The 26,040-nt window shown below is 66.9% G+C and carries 26 protein-coding genes and 1 pseudogene; 11 read left to right on the top strand and 16 right to left on the bottom strand.

Features of this window, described 5'->3' with window-relative positions; all coding sequences use genetic code 11:
• Nucleotides 1-76: 76 nt before the first annotated feature.
• From ACQVDU_RS14970 to ACQVDU_RS14935, 8 genes and pseudogenes are all read right to left on the bottom strand, one after another.
• Nucleotides 77-892, bottom strand: a pseudogene (locus tag ACQVDU_RS14970) (IS481 family transposase); the annotation flags it as partial.
• Between the two features lie 162 nt (nucleotides 893-1,054).
• Nucleotides 1,055-1,459, bottom strand: coding sequence for a PIN domain-containing protein (locus ACQVDU_RS14965; RefSeq protein WP_443477542.1), 405 nt, complete (start codon nucleotides 1,457-1,459; stop codon nucleotides 1,055-1,057).
• Nucleotides 1,456-1,677 carry a type II toxin-antitoxin system VapB family antitoxin gene (locus ACQVDU_RS14960; protein ID WP_292728026.1) on the bottom strand — a complete coding sequence of 74 codons (222 nt, stop codon included), beginning with the start codon at nucleotides 1,675-1,677 and terminating at the stop codon, nucleotides 1,456-1,458. Before ACQVDU_RS14960 ends, ACQVDU_RS14965 begins: the two co-directional genes overlap by 4 nt.
• Nucleotides 1,678-1,723: 46 nt before the next feature.
• On the bottom strand, nucleotides 1,724-2,668 hold the full coding sequence (locus tag ACQVDU_RS14955; protein ID WP_443477541.1) for a siderophore-interacting protein: 945 nt from the start codon (nucleotides 2,666-2,668) through the stop codon (nucleotides 1,724-1,726).
• On the bottom strand, nucleotides 2,655-3,464 hold the full coding sequence (locus tag ACQVDU_RS14950; protein ID WP_228178675.1) for an ABC transporter ATP-binding protein: 810 nt from the start codon (nucleotides 3,462-3,464) through the stop codon (nucleotides 2,655-2,657). Before ACQVDU_RS14950 ends, ACQVDU_RS14955 begins: the two co-directional genes overlap by 14 nt.
• 74 nt (nucleotides 3,465-3,538) lie before the next feature.
• Nucleotides 3,539-4,609: a FecCD family ABC transporter permease gene (locus ACQVDU_RS14945; RefSeq protein ID WP_228178541.1), complete on the bottom strand. Its 1,071-nt coding sequence runs from the start codon at nucleotides 4,607-4,609 to the stop codon at nucleotides 3,539-3,541.
• Nucleotides 4,606-5,652 carry a FecCD family ABC transporter permease gene (locus tag ACQVDU_RS14940; RefSeq protein ID WP_443477540.1) on the bottom strand — a complete coding sequence of 349 codons (1,047 nt, stop codon included), beginning with the start codon at nucleotides 5,650-5,652 and terminating at the stop codon, nucleotides 4,606-4,608. Before ACQVDU_RS14940 ends, ACQVDU_RS14945 begins: the two co-directional genes overlap by 4 nt.
• Nucleotides 5,649-6,677 carry an iron-siderophore ABC transporter substrate-binding protein gene (locus tag ACQVDU_RS14935; RefSeq protein ID WP_443477539.1) on the bottom strand — a complete coding sequence of 343 codons (1,029 nt, stop codon included), beginning with the start codon at nucleotides 6,675-6,677 and terminating at the stop codon, nucleotides 5,649-5,651. The genes ACQVDU_RS14940 and ACQVDU_RS14935 overlap by 4 nt, the downstream gene beginning before the upstream one ends.
• Nucleotides 6,678-6,864: 187 nt before the next feature.
• Here ACQVDU_RS14935 and ACQVDU_RS14930 point away from each other — a divergent pair, with 187 nt between their 5' ends.
• Nucleotides 6,865-7,923 carry an SDR family NAD(P)-dependent oxidoreductase gene (locus ACQVDU_RS14930; protein ID WP_443477538.1) on the top strand — a complete coding sequence of 353 codons (1,059 nt, stop codon included), beginning with the start codon at nucleotides 6,865-6,867 and terminating at the stop codon, nucleotides 7,921-7,923.
• A gap of 1 nt (nucleotide 7,924) precedes the next feature.
• Here the strand turns inward: ACQVDU_RS14930 and ACQVDU_RS14925 are convergent, their stop codons facing one another.
• Nucleotides 7,925-8,485, bottom strand: coding sequence for a TetR/AcrR family transcriptional regulator (locus tag ACQVDU_RS14925; protein ID WP_292801119.1), 561 nt, complete (start codon nucleotides 8,483-8,485; stop codon nucleotides 7,925-7,927).
• Nucleotides 8,486-8,653: 168 nt separating this feature from the next.
• Here ACQVDU_RS14925 and ACQVDU_RS14920 point away from each other — a divergent pair, with 168 nt between their 5' ends.
• The 7 genes from ACQVDU_RS14920 (at nucleotide 8,654) to ACQVDU_RS14890 (ending at nucleotide 15,874) form a co-directional block, all read left to right on the top strand.
• A complete protein-coding gene (locus ACQVDU_RS14920) occupies nucleotides 8,654-9,124 on the top strand; it encodes an Lrp/AsnC family transcriptional regulator (RefSeq protein WP_443477537.1) in 471 nt (156 codons plus the stop codon).
• A gap of 43 nt (nucleotides 9,125-9,167) precedes the next feature.
• On the top strand, nucleotides 9,168-10,556 hold the full coding sequence (locus ACQVDU_RS14915; RefSeq protein ID WP_443477536.1) for an aspartate aminotransferase family protein: 1,389 nt from the start codon (nucleotides 9,168-9,170) through the stop codon (nucleotides 10,554-10,556).
• A 204-nt stretch (nucleotides 10,557-10,760) separates the two neighbouring features.
• Complete coding sequence (locus tag ACQVDU_RS14910) at nucleotides 10,761-12,002, top strand: ABC transporter substrate-binding protein (RefSeq protein WP_443477535.1); 1,242 nt, start codon at nucleotides 10,761-10,763, stop codon at nucleotides 12,000-12,002.
• Nucleotides 12,003-12,008: 6 nt separating this feature from the next.
• The gene (locus ACQVDU_RS14905; RefSeq protein WP_443477534.1) at nucleotides 12,009-13,154 is read left to right on the top strand and encodes an ABC transporter ATP-binding protein; all 1,146 of its coding nucleotides are present in this window, start codon (nucleotides 12,009-12,011) and stop codon (nucleotides 13,152-13,154) included.
• Nucleotides 13,155-13,156: 2 nt separating this feature from the next.
• Nucleotides 13,157-14,068, top strand: coding sequence for an ABC transporter permease (locus tag ACQVDU_RS14900; RefSeq protein WP_443477533.1), 912 nt, complete (start codon nucleotides 13,157-13,159; stop codon nucleotides 14,066-14,068).
• Complete coding sequence (locus tag ACQVDU_RS14895; protein ID WP_443477532.1) at nucleotides 14,065-14,868, top strand: ABC transporter permease; 804 nt, start codon at nucleotides 14,065-14,067, stop codon at nucleotides 14,866-14,868. Before ACQVDU_RS14900 ends, ACQVDU_RS14895 begins: the two co-directional genes overlap by 4 nt.
• A gap of 34 nt (nucleotides 14,869-14,902) precedes the next feature.
• A complete protein-coding gene (locus ACQVDU_RS14890) occupies nucleotides 14,903-15,874 on the top strand; it encodes a DNA topoisomerase IB (RefSeq protein ID WP_443477531.1) in 972 nt (323 codons plus the stop codon).
• A 14-nt stretch (nucleotides 15,875-15,888) separates the two neighbouring features.
• Here ACQVDU_RS14890 and ACQVDU_RS14885 read toward each other — a convergent pair whose 3' ends face one another.
• From ACQVDU_RS14885 to ACQVDU_RS14870, 4 genes are all read right to left on the bottom strand, one after another.
• Complete coding sequence (locus ACQVDU_RS14885) at nucleotides 15,889-16,746, bottom strand: N-acyl homoserine lactonase family protein (protein WP_443477530.1); 858 nt, start codon at nucleotides 16,744-16,746, stop codon at nucleotides 15,889-15,891.
• A 56-nt stretch (nucleotides 16,747-16,802) separates the two neighbouring features.
• Entirely contained in the window at nucleotides 16,803-17,123 is a 321-nt protein-coding gene (locus ACQVDU_RS14880) for a hypothetical protein (protein ID WP_443477529.1), read from the bottom strand.
• 32 nt (nucleotides 17,124-17,155) lie between these two features.
• The gene (locus ACQVDU_RS14875) at nucleotides 17,156-17,614 is read right to left on the bottom strand and encodes a tryptophan-rich sensory protein (protein WP_443477528.1); all 459 of its coding nucleotides are present in this window, start codon (nucleotides 17,612-17,614) and stop codon (nucleotides 17,156-17,158) included.
• A 73-nt stretch (nucleotides 17,615-17,687) separates the two neighbouring features.
• Nucleotides 17,688-19,034: a DUF222 domain-containing protein gene (locus tag ACQVDU_RS14870; protein WP_443477527.1), complete on the bottom strand. Its 1,347-nt coding sequence runs from the start codon at nucleotides 19,032-19,034 to the stop codon at nucleotides 17,688-17,690.
• 143 nt (nucleotides 19,035-19,177) lie between these two features.
• Here ACQVDU_RS14870 and ACQVDU_RS14865 point away from each other — a divergent pair, with 143 nt between their 5' ends.
• The gene (locus ACQVDU_RS14865; RefSeq protein ID WP_443477526.1) at nucleotides 19,178-20,251 is read left to right on the top strand and encodes a winged helix DNA-binding domain-containing protein; all 1,074 of its coding nucleotides are present in this window, start codon (nucleotides 19,178-19,180) and stop codon (nucleotides 20,249-20,251) included.
• A 21-nt stretch (nucleotides 20,252-20,272) separates the two neighbouring features.
• On the opposite strand, the gene ACQVDU_RS14860 is transcribed toward ACQVDU_RS14865, so the two are convergent.
• Nucleotides 20,273-22,777, bottom strand: coding sequence for a glycogen/starch/alpha-glucan phosphorylase (locus tag ACQVDU_RS14860; RefSeq protein ID WP_443477525.1), 2,505 nt, complete (start codon nucleotides 22,775-22,777; stop codon nucleotides 20,273-20,275).
• 152 nt (nucleotides 22,778-22,929) lie between these two features.
• Between ACQVDU_RS14860 and ACQVDU_RS14855 the strand changes: the two genes are divergently transcribed.
• Both ACQVDU_RS14855 and ACQVDU_RS14850 read left to right on the top strand, forming a co-directional pair.
• Complete coding sequence (locus ACQVDU_RS14855; RefSeq protein WP_300591273.1) at nucleotides 22,930-23,661, top strand: glutamine amidotransferase; 732 nt, start codon at nucleotides 22,930-22,932, stop codon at nucleotides 23,659-23,661.
• A 101-nt stretch (nucleotides 23,662-23,762) separates the two neighbouring features.
• Nucleotides 23,763-24,320: an RBBP9/YdeN family alpha/beta hydrolase gene (locus ACQVDU_RS14850; RefSeq protein ID WP_300591274.1), complete on the top strand. Its 558-nt coding sequence runs from the start codon at nucleotides 23,763-23,765 to the stop codon at nucleotides 24,318-24,320.
• 16 nt (nucleotides 24,321-24,336) lie between these two features.
• Here ACQVDU_RS14850 and ACQVDU_RS14845 read toward each other — a convergent pair whose 3' ends face one another.
• Together ACQVDU_RS14845 and ACQVDU_RS14840 are read right to left on the bottom strand one after the other, a co-directional pair.
• Entirely contained in the window at nucleotides 24,337-25,119 is a 783-nt protein-coding gene (locus ACQVDU_RS14845) for a GntR family transcriptional regulator (RefSeq protein ID WP_300591275.1), read from the bottom strand.
• Nucleotides 25,100-26,026 carry a DMT family transporter gene (locus ACQVDU_RS14840; protein WP_300591276.1) on the bottom strand — a complete coding sequence of 309 codons (927 nt, stop codon included), beginning with the start codon at nucleotides 26,024-26,026 and terminating at the stop codon, nucleotides 25,100-25,102. Before ACQVDU_RS14840 ends, ACQVDU_RS14845 begins: the two co-directional genes overlap by 20 nt.
• Between the last annotated feature and the right edge of the window lie 14 nt (nucleotides 26,027-26,040).

Raw genomic sequence — 26,040 nt, 5'->3', positions numbered from 1 at the left:
TCCTAGCCATCCCTTGGATTCTCGCTTCCCCAGCATCGTGCTGGAATCAGCGTGTCCAAGATCAGGGGTCAAGCGCCATCTTCCCGTTGGTCTGTGGGCGGTAGGGGCGGGTCCGCTTGTGTCGGATGTTGAGCATGGCGCAGGCGTCTCGCCAGGCGTGGGAACGATAGGCCGATCCGTTGTCGGAGAGGACCCGTTCGACGGTGACGCCGTGGTCAGCGAACCATGCGACGGCGCGTTCGAGCACGCCGATCGCGGTGACTGCCTTCTCGTCCGTGCAGATCTCGACGTAGGCGACGCGGGAGTGATCGTCGAGCACGGTGTGCAGGAACGCGGTGCCGATGTTGGGATGGCCTTTCTCGGTGTATCCGGCGCCGGCGCGGGCGGCGCGCTGCTTGTTCTGCTTGCCTTGTTGCTCGCCCACGTATCGCCAGCCGCCGCCGTCGGGGATGTTGCCGAACTTGGTGACGTCGACGTGGATCATCGCCCCTGGATGGTCGTGTTCGTAGCGACGGATGGGTTCGCCGGTGACCCGGTCGATATGGCTGAGCCGGTTGATCCGCGCCCGCACCAGCACCGCATGCACGGTCGAGGCCGAGATGCCGAGCTCGCCGGCGATCTGCGCTGGACCCAGTCTGCGACGCCACCGTAACCGTAGGATCCGCTTCACCGTCGCGGGCGGTGTCTTGGTGGGCATCGAGCGTGGTCGGCTGGACCGATCAACCATTCCCGCGGGCCCTTCGGCGCGGAACCGGGCCGCCCACTTCCGGGCGGTCGGCGGGGAAGTCATGAACATCTTCGCCGCGACGATGACAGGCCAGCGCTCTTCGACTATGAGCTTGGCCAGCCGCAGTCGAGCGCGCGGGGTGAGAGCAGCGTTAGCGTGGGACAAGAAGGCCTCCTGTGTGCGTGAAGCGGTTCCTAGACAGCTCCACTCTCGCAACGGGAGGCCTTCACCCGTCACCAGATCACACGCGATTCACGCAACAACGTCCCTGGACATCACACCTAATCCGCGCCGGCTCTGCCCCCACCGGTGTTGGACGGCAGTCGTTTAGGCCTCCACGTACTCCTGCCTGACCGCACCCCGGGTCGCGACCTCTATGTGACCGAAAACGCGGTCGGAGTTCAGGATGACTGCGTCGTTGACCACCGCGTAGGCCGCGATGAGGCAATCCAACGCCGCAGCCGCGCGCACGAACCCCGAATCCCAGAGCGCCTGCTGAATGTCGAGCGCCTGACGCTCGTCGGGATGCTCCCACGCGGGCAAGAGTTGCGCCATGTCCGCGCGGAGTTCCTGGTGCTCCGGCGGAGTCCGTGCCGAATGGCAGTACTCGAGAACCTGAGGCGGGCAGGTGATGAGCAGGTGCGCGGGCGAGAGCTCCCGGAGCCTGGCCGCGATCACCTCACTCTTTGAGGCCTTCTGCCAGATGCTGTTGTCGACGAGGTACGTCGTCACTGGCCAGCAGTCGACGCCGCCGGCGGGATCGTCGGAGCATCGATTTGGTCGGGTTCGAAAGTGCGGGCAATGATTCGCTCGACAGCGGCAGGCTGACGACGAACGGCGATAAGAGTGCGCAGCGCGAGGTCGACTGTTTCGCGATTGGAGGTCGTGCCGGCGAGCTCCTTCGCCTGACGCAGCTCGTCCGGGTCGATATCGATTGACGTGACGGCCATGAACCCCTCCTCCGTGTTTGTATAGAGGAGTATATAGACTCCCGACTCAGCCGCGCATGGCGACGCCGCGGCGCCAGTAGCCCATGAACGCGACCTGCGAGCGATGGATGCCGAGATCCTTCACGAGGTGCCGGCGCAGGGTCGTGACGACCGAGCTCTCCCCCGCGATCCAGAAGTAGCGATCGATCGCTTCGACCGCGTCATCCAGGTCCTCACCCGAGCCCGAGAAGACGGGGGTCTCCCAGAGAAGTTCTTCGGTGCCGTCATCCGTCACCGTCACGGTCGCCGTCGCGCCCAGGTGACCGAGCACGGTCGGGATGAGCTGCGACCCATTTGCCGCGCCCTGCCGCGCAACCCAGCGCACCTCAACGCCCGCGGGCGCGTCGATCGCGAGCGCGTCCTCGGCGTGCGGCACCTCGATGACGGCGAGACCGACGGTATCCCGCTCGATGTCTTCGAGGATGCGGGCAATCGCCGGTGCCGCGGTCTCGTCGCCCGCGAGCAGAATCTCGCGCGCTTCGCCGGGCGCGTACTCGATGCCGCCGCCGTTCGGGCGGCCCCGGCGCGGTCCGATGATCAGCAGCTCATCGCCGACGGATGTCTGACTCGCCCAGGCCGACGCAGGACCGGTGAACCCGGGCTCGAGGTGCAGCACGAAGTCGATCACGACAGCGGTGCCGCCCTCCTCAACGCGCAGCTCCCGAATCGAGTAGGTGCGCATCGAGCCGCGCTCCTCCTCGGGAACGGCGAGGAACGCCGCCCACCAGTCGCCATCCGGGTGCTCGAGGTCGGGAAGCCGGCCCGAACTCGGCGGGAAGATCAGCTTGATGCGCTGGTCGAGGATGCGCTCGGGGTCACCGAACTCATCGAGGTCCGCGCCGCCGAACGTGATGCGCGCGAAGCTCGGCGAGAGCAGCTCGACCGAGCGAACAGCGGCGCGCGCCACCACGAACGGCGACGCCTCGACGACGGTGGATTCAACGACGGACATGGTGCCTCCCCATGGGCAGAACGACGGGCGAACCTGAGACGGGATCGGGGATGACGCGGCTGTCCATCCCGAACACGTCGCGAACAAGGTCTTCGGTGACGACCGCGTCGGGCGCGCCGCAGGCGTGGACCTGGCCATCCTTCATCGCCACGAGCTCATCGGCATACCGCGCCGCAAGGTTCAGGTCATGCAGCACCATGACGATCGTCGTGCCCCGGCTGCGGTTCAGATCGGTGAGCAGGTCGAGCACCTCGATCTGGTGGGCGACGTCGAGGAAGGTCGTCGGCTCATCCAGCAGCAGGATGCCGGTCTCTTGCGCGAGCGCCATCGCGATCCACACGCGCTGACGCTGCCCGCCTGAAAGCTCGTCGACCGAGCGGTCGGCCAGGTCGGCGATGTCGGTGGCCTCGAGCGACTCGGCGACGACCTGATAGTCCTTGGCGCTCCAGCGGGCGAGCATGCGCTGGTGCGGATGCCGCCCCCGACCCACCAGGTCGGCCACCGCAATCCCCTCCGGAGCGATCGGGTTCTGCGGCAGCAGCCCGATCTCGCACGCGATCTGCTTCGTCGGGGTGCGGTGGATCTCGCGCCCATCGAGCACGACCCGCCCGGCCTGCGGCGGGAGCAGACGGGCGAACGCGCGCAGAAGCGTCGACTTTCCGCATCCGTTGGCCCCGACGATCGTCGTGATCGCGCCGGTGCGAATCTGCAGGTCGAGGTCACTGACGACCGCGCGGTCGCCGTACGCGAGCGCGAGGCCCTCGGCGGCGAGCCTGTGGCCGACCGAGCCCGGCACCGATGCCGGATCGAGCGACGCGGAGGCCGCAGGGGCAGCATCCGGCGCCAGGAGCGTGGTTCCAAGAGGCGGGTTCACAGGGATCCTCCCGACCGGTGCGTGCGCACCAAGAGATAGACGAGGTAGGGCGCGCCGAGGATGCCGGTGATGACCCCGACCGGGTAGCGCGATTCGAAAGCCCACTGGCCGACGAGGTCGGCAACGAGCACCAGCAGCGCGCCGACAAGGCCCGCCGGCAGCAGCAGAGACGGCCCCGGGCCCAGCAGCCGCGCAGCGATCGGCCCAGCCATGAAGGCGACGAAGGCGATAGGGCCGGTCGCGGCGGTGGCAAAGGCAAGCAGGATGACGGCACCGAGAATGAACAAAACGCGGGTGGGCGAGACGCGCAGGCCGAGGGCCGCGGCAGAGTCATCGCCGAGGCGCAAAATGTCGAGATCACCGCTGCGGGCGAGCATGACCGGCACGACGAGCAGCATCACGATGACGAGCGGCACGAGCCGTTCCCAGGATGCGTTGTTCAGGCTCCCCGAGAGCCACTGCATCGCGGCCTGCAGGTCCCATTCGGCGGCGCCCGAGAGCAGATATGCGATGAGGCTCTGGATCATCGCGGCAACACCGATGCCGATGAGGATGAGCCGGGCGCCGGCGAACCCGCCGCGGTTTGCCAGCAGGTAGATCGCGCCGGCGGTGACCACAGCGCCGATGAGGGCGACGACCGAGACAGCGATGTCGCTCAGCGAGAAGACGATGATGCCGGTCACCGCGGCAAGACTCGCGCCGGCGCTGATGCCGATGACATCCGGCGAGGCGAGCGGGTTTCGCAGCATCGTCTGGAACGTCACCCCCGCCATCCCGAACGCGAAGCCTGACAACAGGGCGAGCAGCGCGCGCGGCAGGCGCAGCTCACCGACGGTGAAGGATGCTCCGGGCACGGTTTCGCCGAGGATGACGCGCACGACGTCGACCGGCGTATAGAAGGTGTGCCCGACCATCGTGCTGATGGCGACGACGGCCAGGACGATCACGGCGAGGATCGCGGTGATCACGGTCCAACGGCGGCGGCGGATGCGGCGACCGCGAGCGATCGCGGCGGCGGTCGTCGAGACCGCGGCGGGGGTAGCCGTGGGGATAAGGGTGGCGGTCATAGCTCGCGCACCTTCTGACGGCGGACGATCCAAATGAACACCGGTGCTCCGATGAGGGCGGTCACGATGCCGACTTCGATCTCTTCGGGTTTGGCGACCAGGCGACCGACGATGTCGGCGGCAAGCAGCAGCACGGCGCCGCCGATCGCCGACAGCGGCAGCAGCCAACGGTGGTCGGGTCCGACGAGCAGCCGCACGAGGTGCGGGATGACGAGACCGACGAACGCGATCGGGCCGGCGATCGCGGTTGCTGCGCCACACAGGATGACGGCACCTGCCGACGAGATCAGCCGCGTGCGCGCCACGTGCTCGCCGAGTCCCGCTGCCAGGTCGTCGCCGAGCGCGAGCGAGTTCAGGCCGCGCGCTGTCGCGAACACGATCAGGGCACCGATCAGCAGCGCGGGCGCGACCACGGCGATGCGGTCCCATTCGGCGCCGCCGACGCCGCCGATCTGCCAGAACCGGAAGGTCGACATCACATCGATGCGCGGCAGCAAGATGGCGCTCACGAGTGAGGCGAGGGCAGCCGCGGTCGCGGCGCCTGCCAGCGCGAGCTTGAGCGGCGTCGCTCCCCCGCGCCCGAGCGAGCCCACGGCGTAGACGAAGATCGCCGCTGCGGCAGCTCCCAGGATCGCGAGGCCCATCTGGCCGTACGGGTCGACGATGCCGAAGAACGCGAGTCCGGCAACGACGGCCAGTGCCGCACCGCTCATGACCCCGAAGATGCCGGGGTCGGCCAGCGGATTGCGTGTGACTGCCTGCATGCTCGCGCCCGCGAGGGCGAGCGAGGCGCCGACGAGGATCGCGAGCACGGTGCGCGGCATCCGTTTGATGACCGCTGCTGACTCGATCGAGGAGGCGTTGCCGGAAAGGCCCGCAACGAGATCGGCGGGACTCACGTCGGCGACCCCGAAGGCGACGGATGCCACGGCGAGCACCACGAGGAGGGCGATGCTCGCGATCAGCCACGCGACGCGCACCGATACCGATCGTCGCAGCGAGGCGACGGCCGGTACCGGTGCGGGCGCGTGGAGGGTGGTCACTGCTGTACAGAGACTCCGGAGGCGAGCAGAGCGAAGTAGTCGTCAACGCCCCAGCCGATCGACAGCGGCGACGGGTTCGCGGATGCCGCCAGCGGCGTGCTGTTTTCGAGCACGACGATCGAACCGTTCGCGATCGCCGGGATCTGCGAGAGCAGCGGATCAGCCTGCAGCTGCTCGACGATGTCGCTGCCGGGGTCGCCGTAGGTGACGAACACGTCGACGTCCGCGAAGCGGTCTGCCTCTTCGGCGCTGACCGAGGTGTAGAACTCCTCGGTATTCGCCGACTCTTCGGCAACGATCTCGGGAACGGGGAACCCGATGCTCTCGAGGAAGCCGGGGCGCGTGTCGTGGCTCGTGTAGAAGCCGATCTGGCTGAAGTCAGACGGGTCGATGTAGCTGAAGAGGATGCGAGCGCCGTCGAGCTCGGGGTAGTTCTCGAGCGAGGTAGAGACCGTCTCGTGCAGTTCGTCGATCAGCTCATTGCCCTCGGCCGAGAGACCGAGCGCCGCGGAGTTCATGCGGATCATGTCTTCGTACGAGGTACCCCAGGCGACCTCGGGATAAGCGACGACGGGCGCGATCTTCGACAGGGTGTCGTAGTCCTCCTGTGTGAGCCCCGAGTACGCGGCAAGGATGACGTCCGGCTGCGTGTCTGCCACGGCCTCGAAGTCGATTCCGTCGGTCTCATCGAACAGAACGGGGGTTTCGGCGCCGAGTTCCTCGAGCTTGTCTTCGACCCACGGCAGCACACCGTCGCCGTCGTCGTCACCCCAGGTCGCCTTGCTCATGCCGACGGGAACGACGCCCAGTGCCAGCGGTACCTCGTGGTTCGACCAGGCGACGGTCGCGACACGCTCGGGCTTCTGCTCGATGACGGTCTCGCCGTAGGCGTGCTCGATCGTGACGGGAAAGCCGCTTTCGGACTCGGATTCGGTCGTGACGGCATCCGTCGACGACGCGCAGGCGGCAAGGGAACCGGTCAGGGCCACGGAGATGCCGAGGGCGATGAGACGGGAGGCGCGCACGGGCGCTCCTTTCGTGGGCTGCTGTGGATAGGCTTACCTTCGATTGGTAAGCCTCGCCTAACCTACCTTGCCTCCGAACCATCCTTCAAGCTGAAGGTTCATCCAGCAGACTCTGTCAACTTTGTTGACTCGTTCTCTAGACTGGGATCACGCGGTCCCGAAACCGCGACTGACTCAAGGAGGAGACATGGCCAAAGACAAGGCACTCACCGCAAAATCATCGATCGGCGCGTGGTTGAAGCATCCGGTCGGCGGCCCGATCCTGCGCGACCTGCTCGCCCAGGGCGGCCAGAAAGAGTCGGCCCTGGCCCCCGTCAAGCTCTTCTCGCTCGAGCGAGTCGCCGCCATGAGCGGCGGGCAGATGTCGCAAGAGCTGATCGACGATATGGTTCGTCGCGCCAACGACCCGAGCGCATTGGCCGCTGCGCCTGCAGCTGACGACGATGGCGAGGATGACGAGGACGAGCCTCCCGCTCCCCCGATGGCGGCCCCGTGGGTCGAGCGCATCACGCCCGGCCGATTCGATGGCAAGACGGTCATCGTGACCGGCGCCGGTTCGGGAATCGGACGCGCGGTGGCTGCCCGTGTTGCAGCCGAAGGCGGGAAGGTCGTCGCTGTCGACATTTCGCAGGAGCGCCTCGATGCGGCGGTCCCCGAGATGCCCGGCGCTGTCGCGGTTGCCGGCGACATCACCTCGGAGGACTCGATCGCGAAGATCGTCGCGGCAGCCGACGGACGCGTCGACGGGCTTGCGAACGTCGCGGGAATCATGGATGACATGACGCCGCTGCACGAAGTGAGCGACGCCGTCTGGTCGCGCGTCATGGCTGTCAACGTCGAGGGGACCTTCCGACTCACTCGCGCGGTCCTCCCCCTCATGCTCGAGGCCGGCGGCGGATCGATCGTGAACGTGGCGTCCGAGGCGGGGCTTCGCGGCTCAGCTGCGGGCCTTGCCTACACGACCTCGAAGCACGCCGTCGTAGGCCTCACCAAAAGCACGTCGTTCATGTACGCGGCAAAGAATATTCGCGTGAACGCGGTCGCTCCGGGGCCGGTCGCTACCGGAATCGAGGCGTCGTTCGCCTCCGAACTCGGCCAGGAGCGCGTCGGGCTCGCGATGACGATCCTGCCGCCGATCGCCGAGCCCGCTCAGCTCGCGGCATCCATCACGTGGCTACTGAGCGATGACGCGACAAACGTCTCGGGCGTCATCCTGCCGTCTGACGGCGGCTGGTCGGCGATCTAGCTCAGCCGGTGATCGCTGCCTGTAGCAGCGCTCCGTAGCGGCCGATGAGGGTCTCGCGCTCCAGATGCGCGAGACCCTCATCGCGCACCACCCACAGGCTGTAGAGCAGGCCGCCGACCACGGCGGCAGCCATCCGCGCACGCGTGTCGGCATCCGCCGCATGAGCAGGCGACGCTGCGATCCGTGCGCGGAACGGCCGCACGAATCCCTCCTCGTGCGCGGCTCGCAGGTGGGTCCAGATGCCGCCGGAATCGCTGGCTCGCAGGAGCGCCAGGTAGATGCCCCGGATGTCGGCGTCGTCGTCGAGGATGAACGCGATGAACCGCTCACCGAGGGTCTCGAGCGGACCCTCGAAGGCAGTAGCCGCGACCTGCACCTCCATGGTCTCCATGAAGAGCTGTTCTTTCGAGCCGAAGTGACGGATGACGAGGGCCGGGTCGACCGCAGCCTCGCTTGCGATCTCGCGCACCGAGGTCCGCGCGTAGCCGTTCTCGGCGAATAGACGCTGCGCAGCCTCCCAGATCGCCCGCTTGGAGGCTGGCGCGTGTTCGGGCAGGCTCATCCCCCCATGGTCGCACGTCGCCCTCTCGCCAGGAGGAGGCCCACCTGCGAACCACACGGTTCTGATTTCCTCCGCGAAGACGCGTCGCATCTGCGGATTCCGCATATATCGCTGCAATGATCGACGCTTTCGGTTGTCTTCTGACAGTTCCTCTGCGATGATCATCGCGTGGCAGATCGCACTCCCCGGGTTCCTCAGCTCGATGACATCTCGCGTGCCATCGTCGAACACCTGCAAGCCGACGGTCGGCGCTCCTACGCCGACATCGGAAAGGCGGTCGGGCTTTCCGAGACCGCCGTGCGAAACCGCGTGCAGCGGCTCGTCGACGCAGGAGTCATGCAGATCGTCGCCGTCACCGATCCCCTGCAGCTCGGCTTCGCAAGACAGGCGATGGTCGGCATCCGCACCTCGGGAGACTCGACCCGCATCGCCGCCGAGGTCTCGGCCCTGCCCGAAGTCACCTACGTCGTGCTCACCGCCGGCAGCTTCGACGTTCTCGCCGAGGTCGTCTGTGCCTCGGATGACGAACTCATCGAGCTTCTCAACAAGCGCGTCCGCGCCATCGACGGCGTCGTCGCCACCGAATCCTTCGTCTACCTCCGCCTGGTGAAACAGCTCTACGACTGGGGCACCCAGTGATCACCTTCACAGACACCGTGACCACGCCCCGAAAGGACATTCCATGAACTCCCCCGCCGATCTGCAGAAGAAGGCCCAAGACCACCTGTGGATGCACTTCACCCGCCAGTCGGTGCTGGACACCTCCGGGGTGCCGGTCATCGTGCGCGGCGAGGGACACCACATCTGGGATGACCGCGGCAAGCGCTACTTCGACGGCCTGTCGGGCTTGTTCGTCGTCAACGCCGGCCACGGTCGCAAGCGCCTCGCGCAGGCTGCTGCGAAGCAGGCCGAAGAGCTCGCGTTCTTCCCGCTGTGGTCGTACGCGCACCCGTCGGCGATCGAGCTGGCCGACCGCCTGGCCGACGAGGCACCCGGCGACCTCAACCGCGTCTTCTTCACCACCGGCGGCGGCGAGGCCGTCGAGACCGCCTTCAAGCTGGCGAAGCAGTTCTGGAAGCTGCAGGGCCAGCCCCTCAAGCACAAGGTCATCTCGCGCTCGATCGCCTACCACGGCACCCCGCAGGGAGCGCTTGCGATCACCGGCATCCCGGTCATGAAGGCTCCGTTCGAGCCTCTCGTGCCCGGCGCTTTCCGGGTGCCGAACACCAACGCGTACCGTGCCGAAGAGGCAGGTTTCGTGTGGGACGGCGAGGGCGACCGTCTCGAGGCCTTCGGGCGCTGGGCGGCGGACCGCATCGAAGAGATGATTCTGTTCGAAGGCCCCGAGACCGTGGCCGCCGTCTTCCTCGAGCCGGTGCAGAACTCGGGCGGATGCTTCCCTCCTCCCCCCGGCTACTTCCAGCGCGTTCGCGAGATCTGCGACCGTCACGACGTGCTGCTGGTCTCGGATGAGGTCATCTGCGCATACGGACGCATTGGCCACACGTTCGCCTGCAACGCTTACGACTACGTGCCCGACATCATCACCTCCGCCAAGGGGCTCACGAGCGGCTACTCACCGCTGGGTGCAACCGTGATCTCGGACCGGATCTACGAGCCGTTCCGCCACGGGCACACCTCGTTCCTGCACGGCTACACGTTCGGCGGACACCCGGTCTCGGCAGCCGTCGCACTCGAGAACCTTGCGATCTTCGACGAGGAAGGCCTGAACCAACGCGTCCGCGAGAACTCTCCGCTGTTCCGGGCATCCCTCGAGAAGCTGCTCGACCTGCCGATCGTCGGCGACGTGCGCGGTGACGGCTACTTCTTCGGCATCGAGCTCGTGAAAGACAAGGCGACGCGCGAGACGTTCAACGACGACGAGTCCGAGCGGCTCCTGCGCGGATTCCTCTCCGGCGCGCTCTATGACGCGGGCCTGTACTGCCGCGCCGATGACCGCGGCGACCCCGTCATCCAGCTCGCACCGCCGCTGACGATCGGACCCGCGGAGTTCGACGAGCTCGAGCAGATCCTGCGCGACGTTCTCACCCGCGCCGCGGGACTCCTGTAGCGGATTCGAAAGCTGCGGATTCCGGCCAAGTCGGAATCCGCAGCTTTCGTGCGTGAAACCGTCGCGCAGGTTACTCGAAACGACAGATTCCTGTATCAAGTTTGTTTCGGGCTGCGGAAAACGCTTGCCGCCTCGGGTGAGGTCATGGCACGATCACTGACAATCCGTGCACAGCACGCATTCAGCTGATTGAGGTGACCGACTATGCCCGACCGTCCACTCCCCTCCGATCCGATGATCCGAGCGCTGATCTCGCAGGCCCGCGCAGCGCAGATCTCCCGTCGCGGCGTGCTCGCCGGCGCCGGTGCCCTCTCGCTCATGGGATTCCTCGCGGCTTGCACCGGTCGCGTCGGCGGCTCGGACTCCACGGGCGGCTCAGCGCTGACCGCTCCCGAGGACCTCTCGTCGAGCGTGAAGACCCTGACCTGGGCGAACTGGTCGTTCTACCTCGACGAGGATGACGAGGGCAACCACCCCACGCTGCAGGCCTTCGAAGAACAGACCGGGCTGACCGTCAACTACGACGTCTCGATCGACGACAACAACACCTACTTCGCGAAGGTCCGCGATCAGCTGGCGCTCGGACAGGGCATCGGCGCCGACACCGTGTGCCTCACCGACTGGATGGCCAACATCTGGATCGCCTCGGGCTACACCCAGGCCTTCGACAAGGCGAACATGGCCAACGTCTACGCGAACCTCAACCCGAGCCTGATGAACCCGAGCTTCGACCCCGGCCGCGCCAACTCGGTGCCCTGGCAGTCGGGATTTGCGGGGCTCGCCTGGAACACCGAGAAGCTCCCGAACGGTCTTGCATCCATCGAAGACCTGTGGAACCCCGACCTGAAGGGTCGCGTCGGCGTGCTCAGCGAGATGCGCGACACGATCGGCCTCATCATGCTCAGCCAGGGTGTCGACATTTCGTCGGACTCGTGGGGCGACACCGAGTTCCAGAACGCGATTGATGTGTTCGCGCAGCAGGTCTCAGACGGCCAGATCCGCAACATCAAGGGCAACTCGTACGCCGACGACCTCATCAACGAAGACACGCTCGCCGCGATCGTGTGGTCGGGCGACATCACCGCGATCAACGCGGAGGTCGGCTACGACAAGTTCGGGTTCGCCCTCCCCGACTCGGGCGGGACGCTCTGGAGCGACAACTTCATGATCCCGATCGGCTCGCAGCAGAAGACCAACGTCGAGACGTTGATCGACTACTACTACCAGCCCGAGGTCGCCGCCGAGGTTGCCGCCTGGGTGAACTACATCACCCCCGTCGTCGGAGCACAGGAAGCGATGGCCGACATCGACCCCGAGATGGTCGAGAACCAACTCATCTTCCCCGACGAGGCGACGCTCGCGAACGCGTACATCTTCCGGGCGCTCAGCAACCAGGAGCAGGAGAAGTACAACGCAGAGTTCGAAGCCGTCGGACTCGGCGCCTGATCCCGCATGAGCGCTACGACACCCGAGGCCGGCGCCGACCTCGAGCTCCGCGGCATCCGTAAGACCTTCCCCGGCTTCACCGCTCTGCACGATCTGGACCTGGTGATTCCGGCGGGCTCGTTCTTCGCCCTGCTCGGCCCGTCGGGCTGCGGCAAGACGACGACCCTGCGCATCGTCGCGGGCCTCGAGCGACCCACCGCGGGATCGATTTCGATCGGCGGCAAGGACGTGACATCCGTGCCGCCGCACAAGCGCCCCGTGAACACGGTCTTTCAGAGCTACGCGCTCTTCCCGCACATGACGGTGCAAGAGAACGTCGAGTTCGGTCTTCGCCGACGCAAGGTGACGGATGCCTCAAGCCGCGCCCTCGACGCGCTCAAGCTCGTCGAACTCGATCACGTGGCGGGGCGTAAGCCCTCGCAGCTGTCGGGTGGTCAGCAGCAGCGCGTCGCGCTCGCGCGGGCGGTCGTCAACCGGCCGGCACTGCTGCTGCTGGACGAGCCCCTCGGCGCCCTCGACCTGAAGCTGCGTCGCCAGATGCAGTCCGAACTGAAGACGATTCAGGACGAGGTCGGAATCACCTTCCTGCACGTGACGCACGACCAGGAAGAGGCCATGACGATGGCCGACACCGTGGCTGTCATGAACCACGGGCGCATCGAGCAGATGGGCCCGCCGCAGGAACTGTACGAACTCCCGCGCACCGGGTTCGTCGCGAGCTTCCTGGGGCAGTCGAACCTGATCCCCGCGACGGTCGAATCAGCGGCAGGCGGCACGCTCGTCGCGCGTACTGAGGCAGGGGGCACACTGCGGATGCCGATCGATCGCGCCGTCTCGACATCCGGCCAGATCACCGTGGGTGTTCGGCCCGAGAAGCTGATGCTCGCTACCGAAGCGCCCACGACCGACGACAACATCCTCGGGCCTGGACGCATCACCGACCTCTCGTTCACCGGTGTGAGCACGCAGTACACCGTCGAGATGCCGGGTATCGGACCCGTCGGCGTGTTCGAGCAGAACATGGTGTTCGGCTCGGTCTTCTCGGTGGGAAGCGAAGTCTGGGTGCGGTGGCGACCCGAGCACACGTTCGGGCTGGATGCCGATGCCCAGGCAGGGGCTGCCGAGGCCATCGCCGACAGCGAGGACTCCTAGCCATGGCGATGTCGGCGCTGGCTGTCGCCGATACCAAGAAGGCGTCGCCACAGCGTCGCGCCAGCTGGGTAGCCTTTGCCCTGCTGCTGCCGGGACTCGCGTACCTCGCCCTGTTCTTCGTCGTCCCGTTCGTGTCGCTGTTGATGACGTCGTTCGGCGTCAACGACACGTCCCAGTACGGCGCGTTCTACTACGCGTTCAACTGGCAGAACTATGTCGACGTGATCGCGGAGTACTGGCCACAGTTCCTGCGCTCGTTCTGGTACGCGCTGCTGGCCACCTTCTTCGCGCTGCTGATCAGCTACCCCATCGCCTACTTCATCGGCGTGGTGCTGCGCGACAGGCCGCTCATCCGCAACCTGCTCCTCGTGCTGGTGATCGCCCCGTTCTTCATCTCGTTCCTGCTGCGCACCCTCGCCTGGAAGGCGCTGTTCGCCGACGAAGGACCGGTCGTGGGATTTCTGCAGGCGATCGGGATCTTCGGGCCACAGGATCACATCACGGGAACCGGATTCGCCGTCGTCTTCGGTCTGACCTACAACTTCATCCCCTTCATGACGCTGCCGCTGTTCGCCTCCCTCGACCGGCTCGACACGCGCCTGCTCGAGGCGAGCTCCGACCTGTACGCAACACCGGGGCAGACGTTCTGGCGGGTCACGTTCCCCCTCTCGCTCCCGGGCGTCGTCTCGGGGACGCTGCTGACCTTCATCCCGGCAACCGGTGACTACGTCAACGCCAGCCAAGCCTTCCTCGGAAGCCCGTCGACCACGATGATCGGAAACGTCATCCAATCGAAGTTCCTCATCACGGTGAACTACCCGCAGGCGGCAGCCCTCAGCATCCTGCTGATGGCCGTCATCCTGATCATTGTCGGCAGCTACGTGCGGCGCACGGGAACGGATGACCTCCTGTGAAGACGCAATGGACCGTTCGGTCCCGCATCCTCGGCATCTACGTCATCGCCGCGTTCGTGGTGCTGCTCATCCCGATCGCCTACACGTTCCTGTTCTCGTTCAACGAAACGACCCGCACCAACATCACCTGGAACGGGTTCACGATCGAGAACTGGCTCACCGTCTGCGATCAACCCGAAGTCTGTGTCGCGTTCGGCAACAGCATCCTCGTCGGGCTTGTCGCAACGCTCATCGCCACGACCCTCGGCACGATGATCGCGCTCGCTCTGGTGCGCTACCAGTTCAAGGCCCGCGGCTCGATCAGCCTGCTGCTGTTCCTGCCGATGGCAACCCCCGAGGTCGTCATCGGTGCGGGTCTTGCCGCGCAATTCCTGACGATGGGGGTTGCGAAGGGTCTCGGCACGATCATCCTGGCCCACACGATGTTCTGTCTGAGCTTCGTCGTGGTCACGGTGCGGGCCCGCGCACTCTCGCTCGATCCGTCGATCGAGGAGGCCGGGAGAGACCTCTACGGCTCCCCCCGGCAGGTGTTCTGGCGCATCACGTTCCCGCTGCTGCTGCCGGGCATCATCGCCGCGGCGCTGCTGTCGTTCAGCCTCAGCTTCGACGACTTCATCATCACGTACTTCACGTCGGGCTCGGTGCAGACTTTCCCGGTCTACATCTACGTGGCGGCCCAGCGCGGCATCCCGCCGCAGGCGAACGTGATCGCATCGGCGGTGTTCCTGCTCGCGATCATCGGCACCCTCGCGTACGGGATCGTGAACGCACGCCGAGCGGCGGTTCGTCGAGGTCGCTGACCCTGACGGTCTGGGCGGGGCGTAGCGTGAACGGATGCCCCGCCTCCGCCGCAGTCGCACCACAGAACCGGGCTTGCGGCGTGTGCGTCGCGGACGCGGATTCGCCTACCTCGATGAATCGGGTGCGGCGATCACCGATGAGGCCACCCGCGAGCGGATCTCGGCCCTCGCGATTCCGCCCGCGTGGAACGACGTGTGGATCTCGCCCCACCCGCACGGGCACATCCAGGCAACGGGCGTCGACGACGCGGGCAGGCGCCAATACCTGTATCACGAGGTCTGGCGCGAGCGTCAGGATCGGGTGAAGTTCGAACGGATGCTGGAGCTCGCCGAAACGCTCCCGGGCGCCAGGCGCACGGTGACGCTCGATCTGCGTTCGGACGGACTGGGGCGCTCCCGTGTGCTGGCAGCGGCATTCCGGATGCTCGACACCGGGAGCCTGCGGGTCGGTTCGGAGTGCTATGCCGACGTCCACGGCAGCTATGGCCTGTGCACGCTGCTGTGCGCGCACGCGAGCGTCCACGACGGTGAGCGCGTCGAACTGCGCTTTCCCGGTAAGAGCGGTCAGCCGTGGGAGTCGGAGCTGACCGACCCCGACCTTGCTGCCGTGGTGCGGGCGCTGAAGCGCCGCGGCGGACGGGCGCGGCTGCTGGCGTGGCGCGACGGCGACGGGGAGGTGCACCCGCTGCATCCGGAGGAGATCAATGCCGACATCCGCCGCCGCACGGGCGGAGACTTCACGGCCAAAGACTTTCGGACGCTGCACGGCACTGCGGCTGCAGCGTTGAGCCTGGCGAAGGCGGGACCGGTGGAATCGCCGTCGCGTCGGGCGAGGATTGTCGCTGCAGCAATGCGGGATGCCGCCTTCGTGCTCGGCAACACCCCCGCTATCGCCCGGAGCAGCTATGTGGATCCGCGAGTCGTGGAGGCGTACGAGCACGGCACGACGATCGACCCGTCGCGTCCGGCATCCGTCGAGTCGGAGTTGCGCGCGCTGCTTCGGTGAGAGTGCGCGTGCTCTCAGGCGACGAGTTCTGCGGCCCGAGGGTCGTGACCGGCGATCACCTGCAGGCCAGGCAGCCGCTCACGCAACGCCGCGAACTTCCGCAGCGTCTCGAGCTGCTGCTTCCGGTCGCCGACGTCCGGAACGACCGCCTTCTCGATGAGGCTCGGATCGTAGGTTGCATCCCCGACCAGCAGCAGCGGATTCCGACCCTCGCCACGACGGACTAGCAGGCTCATCGACCCCGCGGTGTGACCCGGCGTGGGCAGGAGCGTCAGCGCGCCGTCCCCGAAGATGTCGTAGGCACCGTCGAAGTCGACGAGCGCGGGATCCTCCGAGGGGGCAAACGTCACGGGCCGCCACTGGACACCGGCATCGAGCAGGTACTCGGCCAGGACGCCGTGCATGTGCGGCGACTTTCCGGTGAGCACGTCATGCTCAGACTCGCTTACGAGCACCGGGATCCCAGCTGCTGCAAGCTCGCCGATGTTGCCGGCGTGGTCATAGTGCAGGTGCGAGATGGCAGCGAGGCTCAGTCGTTCGATGGGGACACCGGCGAGCTCGAGCTGTTCGCCAAGCCCCTGCCCAGGCGTGAGGGTTGAGTCCACCTGCCGCGCGTAGACCGCACCGACGAATCCGCCGGGGAAGTACTCCTTCGGCGAGTCAGCGGACGCGGGTGCTTGCCCGGTGTCCCACAGGATCCAACCCTGTTCGTGCTCAATGAGCACCACATTCACGGGAAGCGGATCCGTCCATTGCCGCGATGTGAACGTCCACCACAGCATGGGAGTGCCGTTGCCTACGATGTTGTGTGGCCGTAGCCGTACCTCGCCAATACTCAATACCGATACGCGTCCGACGCCACCCGATGTCATGGGGTTCAGTGTGCCAGGTCGCTGTTTCGCGCCCGGGGCGGCCAGGTTTCGGCGTGTCAGTCAGCGAGCGTTCGCTCTCGCATGAATCGGCCGACGATCGGGACGATGAGAACGATCACGGCGACGATGGTCGCCGTGATACCGATCGGGACGTCGATGAGGTCACCGAGCAGACGGGCGACGGCGAGCCATCCGAGACCCCAGGCGATCGACACGACGGGAGCGATGCGCCACCCTCCCGAGGCCGAAACGCCCAGCGCGACGACAGCAACCACAATCAGCACGATGACCCCGACGACGGATGCTGCGCTCTCCCAGTCCGCTGGGACGGTCGCGGTGAGCGCCGCGGCAATGTTGGCGACGGTGGCAAGGGTCACCCAGCCGAGGTGCAAGCCGGTAACGACGTCGATCAGGATGCCGTCGAGCCATCCGTCTGCCGGCTCTGGGTGCGCACCGCTCGGAGGTAGGTCACGACGAGCGCTGCAAGCAGCAGGATGATGCACACCACGGTCGCCCAGACCGACAGGAACTGCACGGTGACGAGCCAGAGGCCGTTGAGCACCATCGTGAGGGCGATGAGCCAGCCGAGGCTGCGCTGACGGTCACGGGCGCGCTGCGACGGGAGCGCCTGCCAGATGACGTAGATCGCGAGGCCGAGGTAGATCGGCGTCCAGATGGCGAATGCCTCGGTCGCCGGCGTGAGGTACGAGGCATCCGGCGAAAACGACCCGCCCTGCGCATCCTGGATCGGTGTGCCGCCGAAGGCGCCGAGGCCGACCGCGTCGCCGATGATCATGAAGACGAAGGCCGCGATCACCAGGATCTGGCGAGCCACGTCGCTGCCGCGTGCTGATTCTGTCGCACTCATGCCCCCACGGTATAACGCACCTGCCGCCCGCGGGCCGGGTTCAGGCGGCGCCCCCGTCCCCGGACCCGCCCGTTCAGGCGGCGTTGGGGTAGAAGGTGGGCAAGTGTCGTTCAGGCGGCACCACGTATCGGCGGCCGTGCGGGGATACCCACTCCAACGACCCATCATCGAGGTGGGTGATCACCCACCCGCCGTGGTGTCTCACCGTGTGGTGGCCTTGGCACAACGGGGCCGTGTTCGTCACCGAGGTTTCGCCGCCGTCGGCCCACGCGACCGAATGATCGATCTGACACTGCGAGGCGGGTTTCGAGCATCCCGGGCCCATGCACCGGTCAGCCCGCCACTTCACCAGCTTCACCAGCTCCGGCGGTGGCCGATACCTCGTGCGCCCGACCGAGACCACGGCCCCGGTTTCGGGGTGGGTGAGCACCCGCATCCACCCCGACGCGCCACCAGCCAGCTCCCGGGCGGTGTCGATCGGGATCGGACCGACCCCCTCCACCTCCGCAGGATCCGTCACCCCCTCAACACCCAGCAGAGCCAGGGCAGGGACGGTCACGACCACGGTCGCGCGGATCCCCCGCGCCTGCTCCGGGTGCTGAGGCACTGTTCCGTCGATGAGGAGGTCGCAGAACACGTCAGCCCGAATCTCATCCAGACTCCGCTCCCCCGCACCCTCGCGTTCGCCGCCGCGGGTGGTGCCACGGTCGTGGTCACGGATCACCACCGCTTTCTGCGTGACCCGCCCGAAGATCGCGTGGGCCTCCACCGACGGGACCAGCGCGTGCACCCACGACATCGAATCCCCGACCGGTTCCACCACGATCCGGCGACCCCGCACCGCGGCCTGGTGACGTTCCGTGAGCGTGGGGGCGGTTTCCCGGTCGATCAGGCGGCGTAACGCCCGCCGGAACGACCCCACCGGCAACGATTCCGCAAGCCCCAACGCCCGCCCCACCAACCGGGCAGCGACCACCGGGTCCAGCACGTCCAGGTCATCGACCAGGATCTCCGCGTGACGCACCGTCACGCCCGAACGGGAGAGGGAGTCCAACACGGTCGGGTAGGAGTGAACGAGGGACTCCGCGCGGGCGAGCATCATGCCCGCGGCGTTCTCCGTGATCCGCAGAGCCGACGCCAGCTCCAACCGGAGGGACCGCATCACCAGCTCCCGGGACCCGCCCCCATACCGGGTGACATCATCCAGGGCATCCAAGCGGAGATCATCGACCCGCGCGAACCGTTGCGCAGCAAACACCGCCTCCAAATCAGCGGCCTCAGCCACGAGAGCGACAGCATCCGGACGCGGCGGCACCCACCCAGCCACCTCCGCATCCCACTCACACACATCACCCTCATGCAGGAACGCGTCAGCATCCGAAGCCCCAAGCCCCGAATCACCCATGCCAACCTCATCCATACCCCGACACTACGAGGGGGGTCCGACATCCAAACCCCGGGCGAACTGGATCGAGTCTGGCGCGGGCGCTCCGTGTGAGAGCAGTCAGCCAGCGGCACCGCAGTCTCGGCTGCGTGGGGGTGGGTGGCGCTACGGTGATCGACATGACGGCATCCCTCTCCCCCGAGCAAGCGCGTGGGCTGCGCCACCGGGCTCAGCTGCTCGGCGGCTCGGCCCGCTCCCCGCGGGAGGTGGTCGACCGCGCGGTAGCCCTGCAGGGCCAAGATCTTCCGGCAGTCCTGCGTGCGATCGCCCTGCGGTCGGCCCCGGGAACGACCGTCGATGATGTGCGCGCCGCGTTCGACAGCGGGGCGCTGGTGCGGTCCTGGCCCATGCGCGGCACGCTGTTCGCGACTACCCCCGAGCACTTGGCTTCGCTCCTCGCCCTGACCGGTACCAGAACGCTGCAGTCGATGGCGCGCCGCCGCGAGCAACTCGAGCTGGATGACGCCACGATCGACCGCGCGCACGAGGTCGCCGTCGCGGCGCTCGAGACCGTTCCACTGCGGCGTGCCGACATCCTCGCGACGTGGGAAGATGCCGGGATCTCGACCGACAGCGGGCGCGGCTACCACCTCCTCGTCCACCTGTGCATCAGCGGGTTGGCGCACTGGGGCGCGTTCACGCCCGACGGATCTGAGCAGTTCCTCACCCTCAGCGCGACCCCACGCGAGACCGACACGGATGCCGCACTCAGCCGTATTGTCGCGGGCTATGTGGCCGCGCGGGGGCCGGTCACCCTCGACGACCTGGCCTGGTGGACGAAGCTCCCCAAGACGGGCCTGCGCGCCGCTGCGGCATCCGTCGACGGAATCGAGCTGGCACAGCTGGGTGAGAAGCCCGTGTATCTGGACGCTGAGACATCGACGTCATCAGGCTCGCGCTGGCCCGACTCTGTTGAGACGGTGACACTCGTTCCCGCGTTCGACGAGTGGATCCTCGGCTATGCCGACAGGTCGCTCGTGGCCTCGGACGCGATGTTCGACGCTCTTGTCCCCGGCAAGAACGGCGTCTTCCGCCCGGCAGTCCTCGTCGACGGCGCCGTGGTCGGCACCTGGCGCTTCTCAGCGCCCCGGGGAGCAAAGAACCGGACGCCGGTGGCCGAACTCCTCGCGCCGGTGTCCAAACGCACGGTCACCCTGATCGACGATGCGCTGAGCGCCTGGCCACACGACTGACGCGACGGGGGTGGTGACCTTCTAGAGCAACGGACGCGCGTGCCAGATGCGGTCGAGGTAGTCGCGCATCGAGCGGTCGGAGGAGAAGAATCCGCAGCGGGCGATGTTGAGGATCGCCGAGCGGGTCCAGGCATCCTGGTCCGCATACACGAGGTCGACGCGGGACTGCGCCTCGATGTACGAGGCGTAGTCGGCGAGCACCATGAAGCGGTCGTCATAAAGGAGGTTTGAGACGACCGGTTCGAAGACGGTGCGGTCGCCACCCGAGAATGCGCCGGAGGCGATGAGGTCCATGGCGGCCCGCAGCTGCGGGTCGGCCTGGTAGAAGTCGGCCGGCTTGTAGCCCTTCGCCCACAGCGCCTCGACCTCGGGCTCGGTCATGCCGAAGAGGAAGAAGTTGTCGTCGCCGACGAGCTGGCGGATCTCGACGTTGGCGCCGTCGTCAGTGCCGATCGTCAGCGCACCGTTGAGGGCCAGCTTCATGTTGCCGGTGCCCGATGCTTCCTTGCCGGCGAGCGAGATCTGCTCCGACAGGTCGGCGGCCGGAATGATGCTCTCGGCGAGCGTGACGTTGTAGTTCGGCGGGAAGACCACCTTCAGGCGCCCCTCAACCCGCGGGTCGTTGTTCACGACCGACGCGACGGAGTTGATGAGGTGGATGATGCGCTTGGCCATCGCGTATCCCGGAGCAGCCTTCGCCCCGAAGATGAAGGTGCGGGGCTGGATGTCGGCGGCCGCGACCGTGCCCGAGATGATGCGCTCGTACTCGGTGACGATGTGCAGCACCTTGAGGGTCTGGCGCTTGTATTCGTGGAGGCGCTTGACCATGACATCCAGCAGGTGCGTGTCATCGATGGTGACGCCGTCCCGGCGCTGCAGCACGTCGCTCAGGCGCCGCTTGTTAGCTGCCTTGACGGCAGCGAACCGCTCGCGGAACTCGGGGTCCTCGGCGAGCGCCTCGAGCCCGCGCAATCGCTCGAGGTCGACGGTCCAGCCGGCACCGAGCGCTTCGGTGATGAGGCTCGCGAGCGACGGGTTCGCGAGACGGATGAAGCGCCGCGGCGTGACCCCGTTCGTGACGTTCGTGAACTTGTCGGGGTACATTTCGGCGAACTCGTGCAGCACCTTGTCGCGAAGCAGTTGCGAGTGGAGTTCGGCGACACCGTTGACCTTCGCTCCCGCGACGGTGGCGAGGTAGGCCATCCGCACGGAGCGATACGGGTGCTCACCGATGATCGACATGTTGCGAATGCGCATCATGTCGTCACCGAACCTCTCGCGCACCTCTTCGAGGAACTCGTCGTTGATGCGGTAGATGATCTCGAGGTGTCGCGGCAGCAGCCTCCCGAGCAGGTCAACCGACCACACTTCGAGGGCCTCGGGCAGCAGCGTGTGGCAGGTGTAAGCGAAGCACTTCTGCGTGATCGCCCACGCGTCCCCCCACTCCATGCCGCGCTCATCCACCAGCACGCGCATGAGCTCGGGCACGGCGATGACCGGGTGCGTGTCGTTCAGCTGGAAGATCACGCGGTCAGGCAGGTTGTTCAGGTCGAAGCCCTCGAGCAGCACGTTGTCGAGGAAATCGTTGATGGATGCCGCAACGAAGAAGTACTGCTGCTGCAGGCGAAGCTCCTTGCCCTGGGGCGTCGAGTCCTCGGGGTAGAGCACCTTGGAGATGTTCTCGGCGAAGGTCTGGGCGCGCACCGACTCTTCGTAATCACCGGAGTTGAAGATGCGCAGGTCAAAGGCGTTCGTCGCAACCGCGCGCCACAGACGGAGCGTGTTGACGCGACCGTTGTGGTAGCCGGGAACCATCATGTTGTACGGCACCGCGAGCACGTTCCAGTCCGGAATCCAGCGCGTGCGCGTCACACCGTTGTCGTCGTAGGTCTCGGTGCGACCGCCGAACGAGATCGTCTGCGCCGCCTCGGGGTGCGGGAACTCCCACGGCGAACCCATGCGCAGCCAGGCATCCGGCTGCTCGACCTGTTCGCCGTTGACGAAGGTCTGCCGGAAGATGCCGTACTCGTAACGGATGCCGTACCCGATCGTCGGCACGCTCATCGTTGCGAGCGAATCGATGAAGCAGGCAGCCAGGCGCCCGAGACCACCGTTACCCAGCCCCGGTTCGACCTCGACCTCGCGCATGTCGTCCATCGAGATACCGCACTGCGCGAGCGCTTCCGTCGCGATCTCGCCGAGGCGAGCCGCCAGCAGATTGTTGTCGAGCTGCTTGCCCAACAGGTACTCCGCGGAGAGGTAGCAGACGGTCTTAGCCTGCTGCTCGCGCTGTCGTGTCTGGTCCTCGAGCCAGCGGGCCATGAGGTAGTCGCGCACCGTGCCAGCGAGCGCCAGGTACTGGTCATTGGCATCGGATGCCGACAGCGAAACGCCCTGATCGAAGTTCAGGTTCGCGAGGAACTGCTTGACGAATCCGTCTACCGACGCGGGCGGTGCGATGACGGGAGCGAGAGCGAGCGGGTGCGTGGGACGCAGGGTCGCGTCGGAGTTCTGTGTGTCGGGCACGTCACGACGATATCGAGTCCGGCGAGGTGAATCATCTTCATCCACCGATCGCCATACGAGGTTTACACACTCGTCACGAATCAGGCCCGGCACGAGAGCAGAGCGTGCCGATTGCAGGATCAACGCGGCTTTGCGGCGCTTAAGCTGAGCGGATGAAGCCGTTCATCCTGCTGGCGACCCGCGCCGAGGACGGCCCGGCCGATGAAGAGTACGAGCTTTTCCTGCGCTACACCGGTCTCGCGGAGTCCGAGCTGCGACGGGTGCGGCTTGAAGCAGGCCCGATGCCCGAGCTCGACCTCGATGAGCTGTCCGGCATCTTCGTCGGCGGCGGACCGTTCAACGCCTCGGATCCGATCGAGCAGAAGTCCGCCGTGCAGCGGCGCGTCGAGGCAGAGTTCGACGCACTTCTCGACCAGGTCGTCGCACGGGACTTCCCTTTCCTGGGGGCCTGCTACGGCGTTGGCACGGTCGGGGCTCACCAGGGTGCCGTCATCGACCGCACCTACGGCGAGCCGGTCGGTGTCGTCGAGGTGTCACTCACGGATGCCGGAAGAGCCGACCCCCTGCTGGCGGGCATCCCGCCGCGGTTCGATGCCTTCGTCGGACACAAGGAAGCCATGCGTTCGCTGCCCTCGTCGGCGACGTTGCTGGCGTCATCCGCCTCGTGCCCCGTGCAGATGTTCCGGGTGCGCGAAAACATCTACGCGACGCAGTTCCATCCCGAGCTCGACGTGAACGGCATCACCTCCCGCATCCACGCCTACACCGATTACGGGTACTTCGCACCGACCGAGGTGCACGTTCCGCTCGCGGCAGTCCGGGAGCGCGAGGTGCTGCATCCGAGCCGCATGCTGCGCACGTTCGTCGAGCGCTACGCCCGCTGACCCTGCATCTCGCGGGCAGGGCCAGCGGGCGCATATTGGCTCTTCTCGCCGGGCTACCTGATCGGTTGAATGGGTGCCAGCCATCACGAAAGAGGAGAGCGATGCAGGATGCCTCGGTCGTCGTGGTCCCGGGTCTCGGCGGTTCATCAGCCGGCCACTGGCAGTCGATCTGGCAAGCGCAGCATCCGGCATGGGTGCGCAGCGCTCCGGCATCCTGGGACGAACCAGACTTCGACGACTGGGACCGCGCCATCGCCACAGGCGTGCAGTCAGCCGGTGGGCCGGCGGTCCTCGTTGCCCACAGTCTGGGATGTCTCAGCGCAGTGGCGTTCGCGGCACACTCCCCCGAACGCGTGCGCGGTGTCTTTCTCGTCGCTCCGCCGGATCCGGACGCGCCCTCGTTCCCGACCGCGGTGTTGAGCTTCGCGACTGCCACCGCGACCCTTGCTCCCCTGCCGATTCCGACGATGGCGGTGACCAGTACCACTGACCCCTACTGCTCCGCCGACCGCTCCCCCGACATCTGCCGGCGATGGGGTGCGCGCCAGATCGATATCGGCGACGCGGGACACATCAACGTCCTGAGCGGGCATGGTCCGTGGCCCGAGGGACTCGACCTGCTTCGCCGCTTCCTGGGCGACCTCGAGGGCGGACACTGATGACCGCATCGTTCGATCAGCTCACCACGGAGCTCGTGTCGGCGGCGACTGGCCGGGCCGACCTGGTCGCGGCACTGCGCCCACCGCGGGGTCCAGTGACCTTGCCGTCGCCGCTGCCCGTCGACGAACTTGCCGTCGCAGCGGTCGGAACCGCACGGATGAGGTCGGCCGAGTGCGCCAGATGCGCCCGCACCGCCTCTCCTCCCGCGCGCTGCACCTCGGCGAGATAAGCAGCGTGCTCTCGCGCGAGCGAGCCGGCCGGATAGTCGGGTCTGACGTGGGTCAGGAGCAACAGGATCTCGGACTCGAGCTGGCGATGCGCTTGTGCGATCCGCGGACTGTCGGCTGCCTCGACGATCAGCCGGTGCACCTCGGCATGGGCGCGAGTCGTCGCCAGCCAGTCGCCCGATGCCTCCGCCAGCGCGAGCCGGTCGATGGCCTCCGTCACGGGACGAGTTACCGCCTCCGGCCATGACGCGCCATGCGTGGCACTGAGCTGCCGCACCGCTTCTGCCTCGAGCGCGCCCCGCAACTCTTGGAGCGCTTCGACCGCATCATTGTCGAGGTTTGCGACGCGTGCTCCGCGATAGGGCTCGATCGTCACGAGACGTTCGGCCGCAAGCGTCTGCAGCGCAGCGCGCACCGTGTGCCGGGACGCACCGTACCGCTCTGCCACGTGCTCCTCTCGCAGCGGTGCGTCTAGGCCCAGGTCGCCCGACAGGATGCTGGCGCGCAACGTCTCGGCGAGGGCGGCGGCCTGGGTTGGTCCCGGGTCGCTCTCACGCCGGCGCGGAGACATCCGTCTTCTCCTTCCGTGCTCCTGGCAGTGAGAGCACCACGAGTCCCGCGGCGAGCACGACAAGCCCGATCGCCGATGCTACGGTGAGCTGCTCGTGAAGCACCCACACCCCGAGGAGCGTCGCCCCCAGCGGCTCCGCGAGGGTGAGCGTGGCAACCGTGGTCGGAGCGAGTCGCCGCAGGCCCCACCCGAACAGCAGGTACGCGATCGCCGTGGTCACAACACCGAGCCAGAGCGCGAGCGCAAGGCCCGCGGGTGTCAGCAGCCACGCGGGCGAACTTGCCAGCAGAATCGGCAGGCTCACGATCGCTGCCACCCCGAAGACCGTGCCCATCGCGGCCTGGAAGCTCCAGCCGCGATCCATCAGCAGCTTGCTGGCCAGCGCATAGAGTGCGTACGAGGCTCCCGCGGCAAGCGAGGCAAGGATGCCGAGTGGTCCTACCCCCGCCGCGCCGGCTCCGCCCACCACGCCAGATACGAGCACGACACCGACCAGCGCGATGGCCGTGGCAACACCCCACCGCACGTTCGGCATCCGTCGACGAATGAGGGCGTCGAGGATTCCCGTCACGATCGGGGCGGACCCCAAGGCGATGACCGTACCGACGGCCACCCCGTTGAGGCGGGTACCGGCGAAGAACGTCGGCTGATAAGCAAGGACGCCCGTGGCCCCGACCGCCACGATGACCCACGCCGGTGCGCGGCGGGCGGCAGCAACAGCCGACGGCGCTGTGCGCGGCATCCGTGGGCGGGCAGCCAGCGCGATCGCACCGAGAATCCCCCCACCGATGAGAATGCGGGCGGCGCCGACCGAGAGCGGCGATGCATCGACATCGGCGAGCGCCTGCGCCGTTCCCGTCGTCGCGAAACACAGCGCGGCAAGCAACACGGCGATCACTCCGGACACCGGAACATTGTTAC

Source organism: Microbacterium sp. F2 (assembly GCF_052274505.1).
Classification (GTDB): domain Bacteria; phylum Actinomycetota; class Actinomycetes; order Actinomycetales; family Microbacteriaceae; genus Microbacterium.
This window is presented reverse-complemented; position numbering and strand designations above follow the sequence as displayed.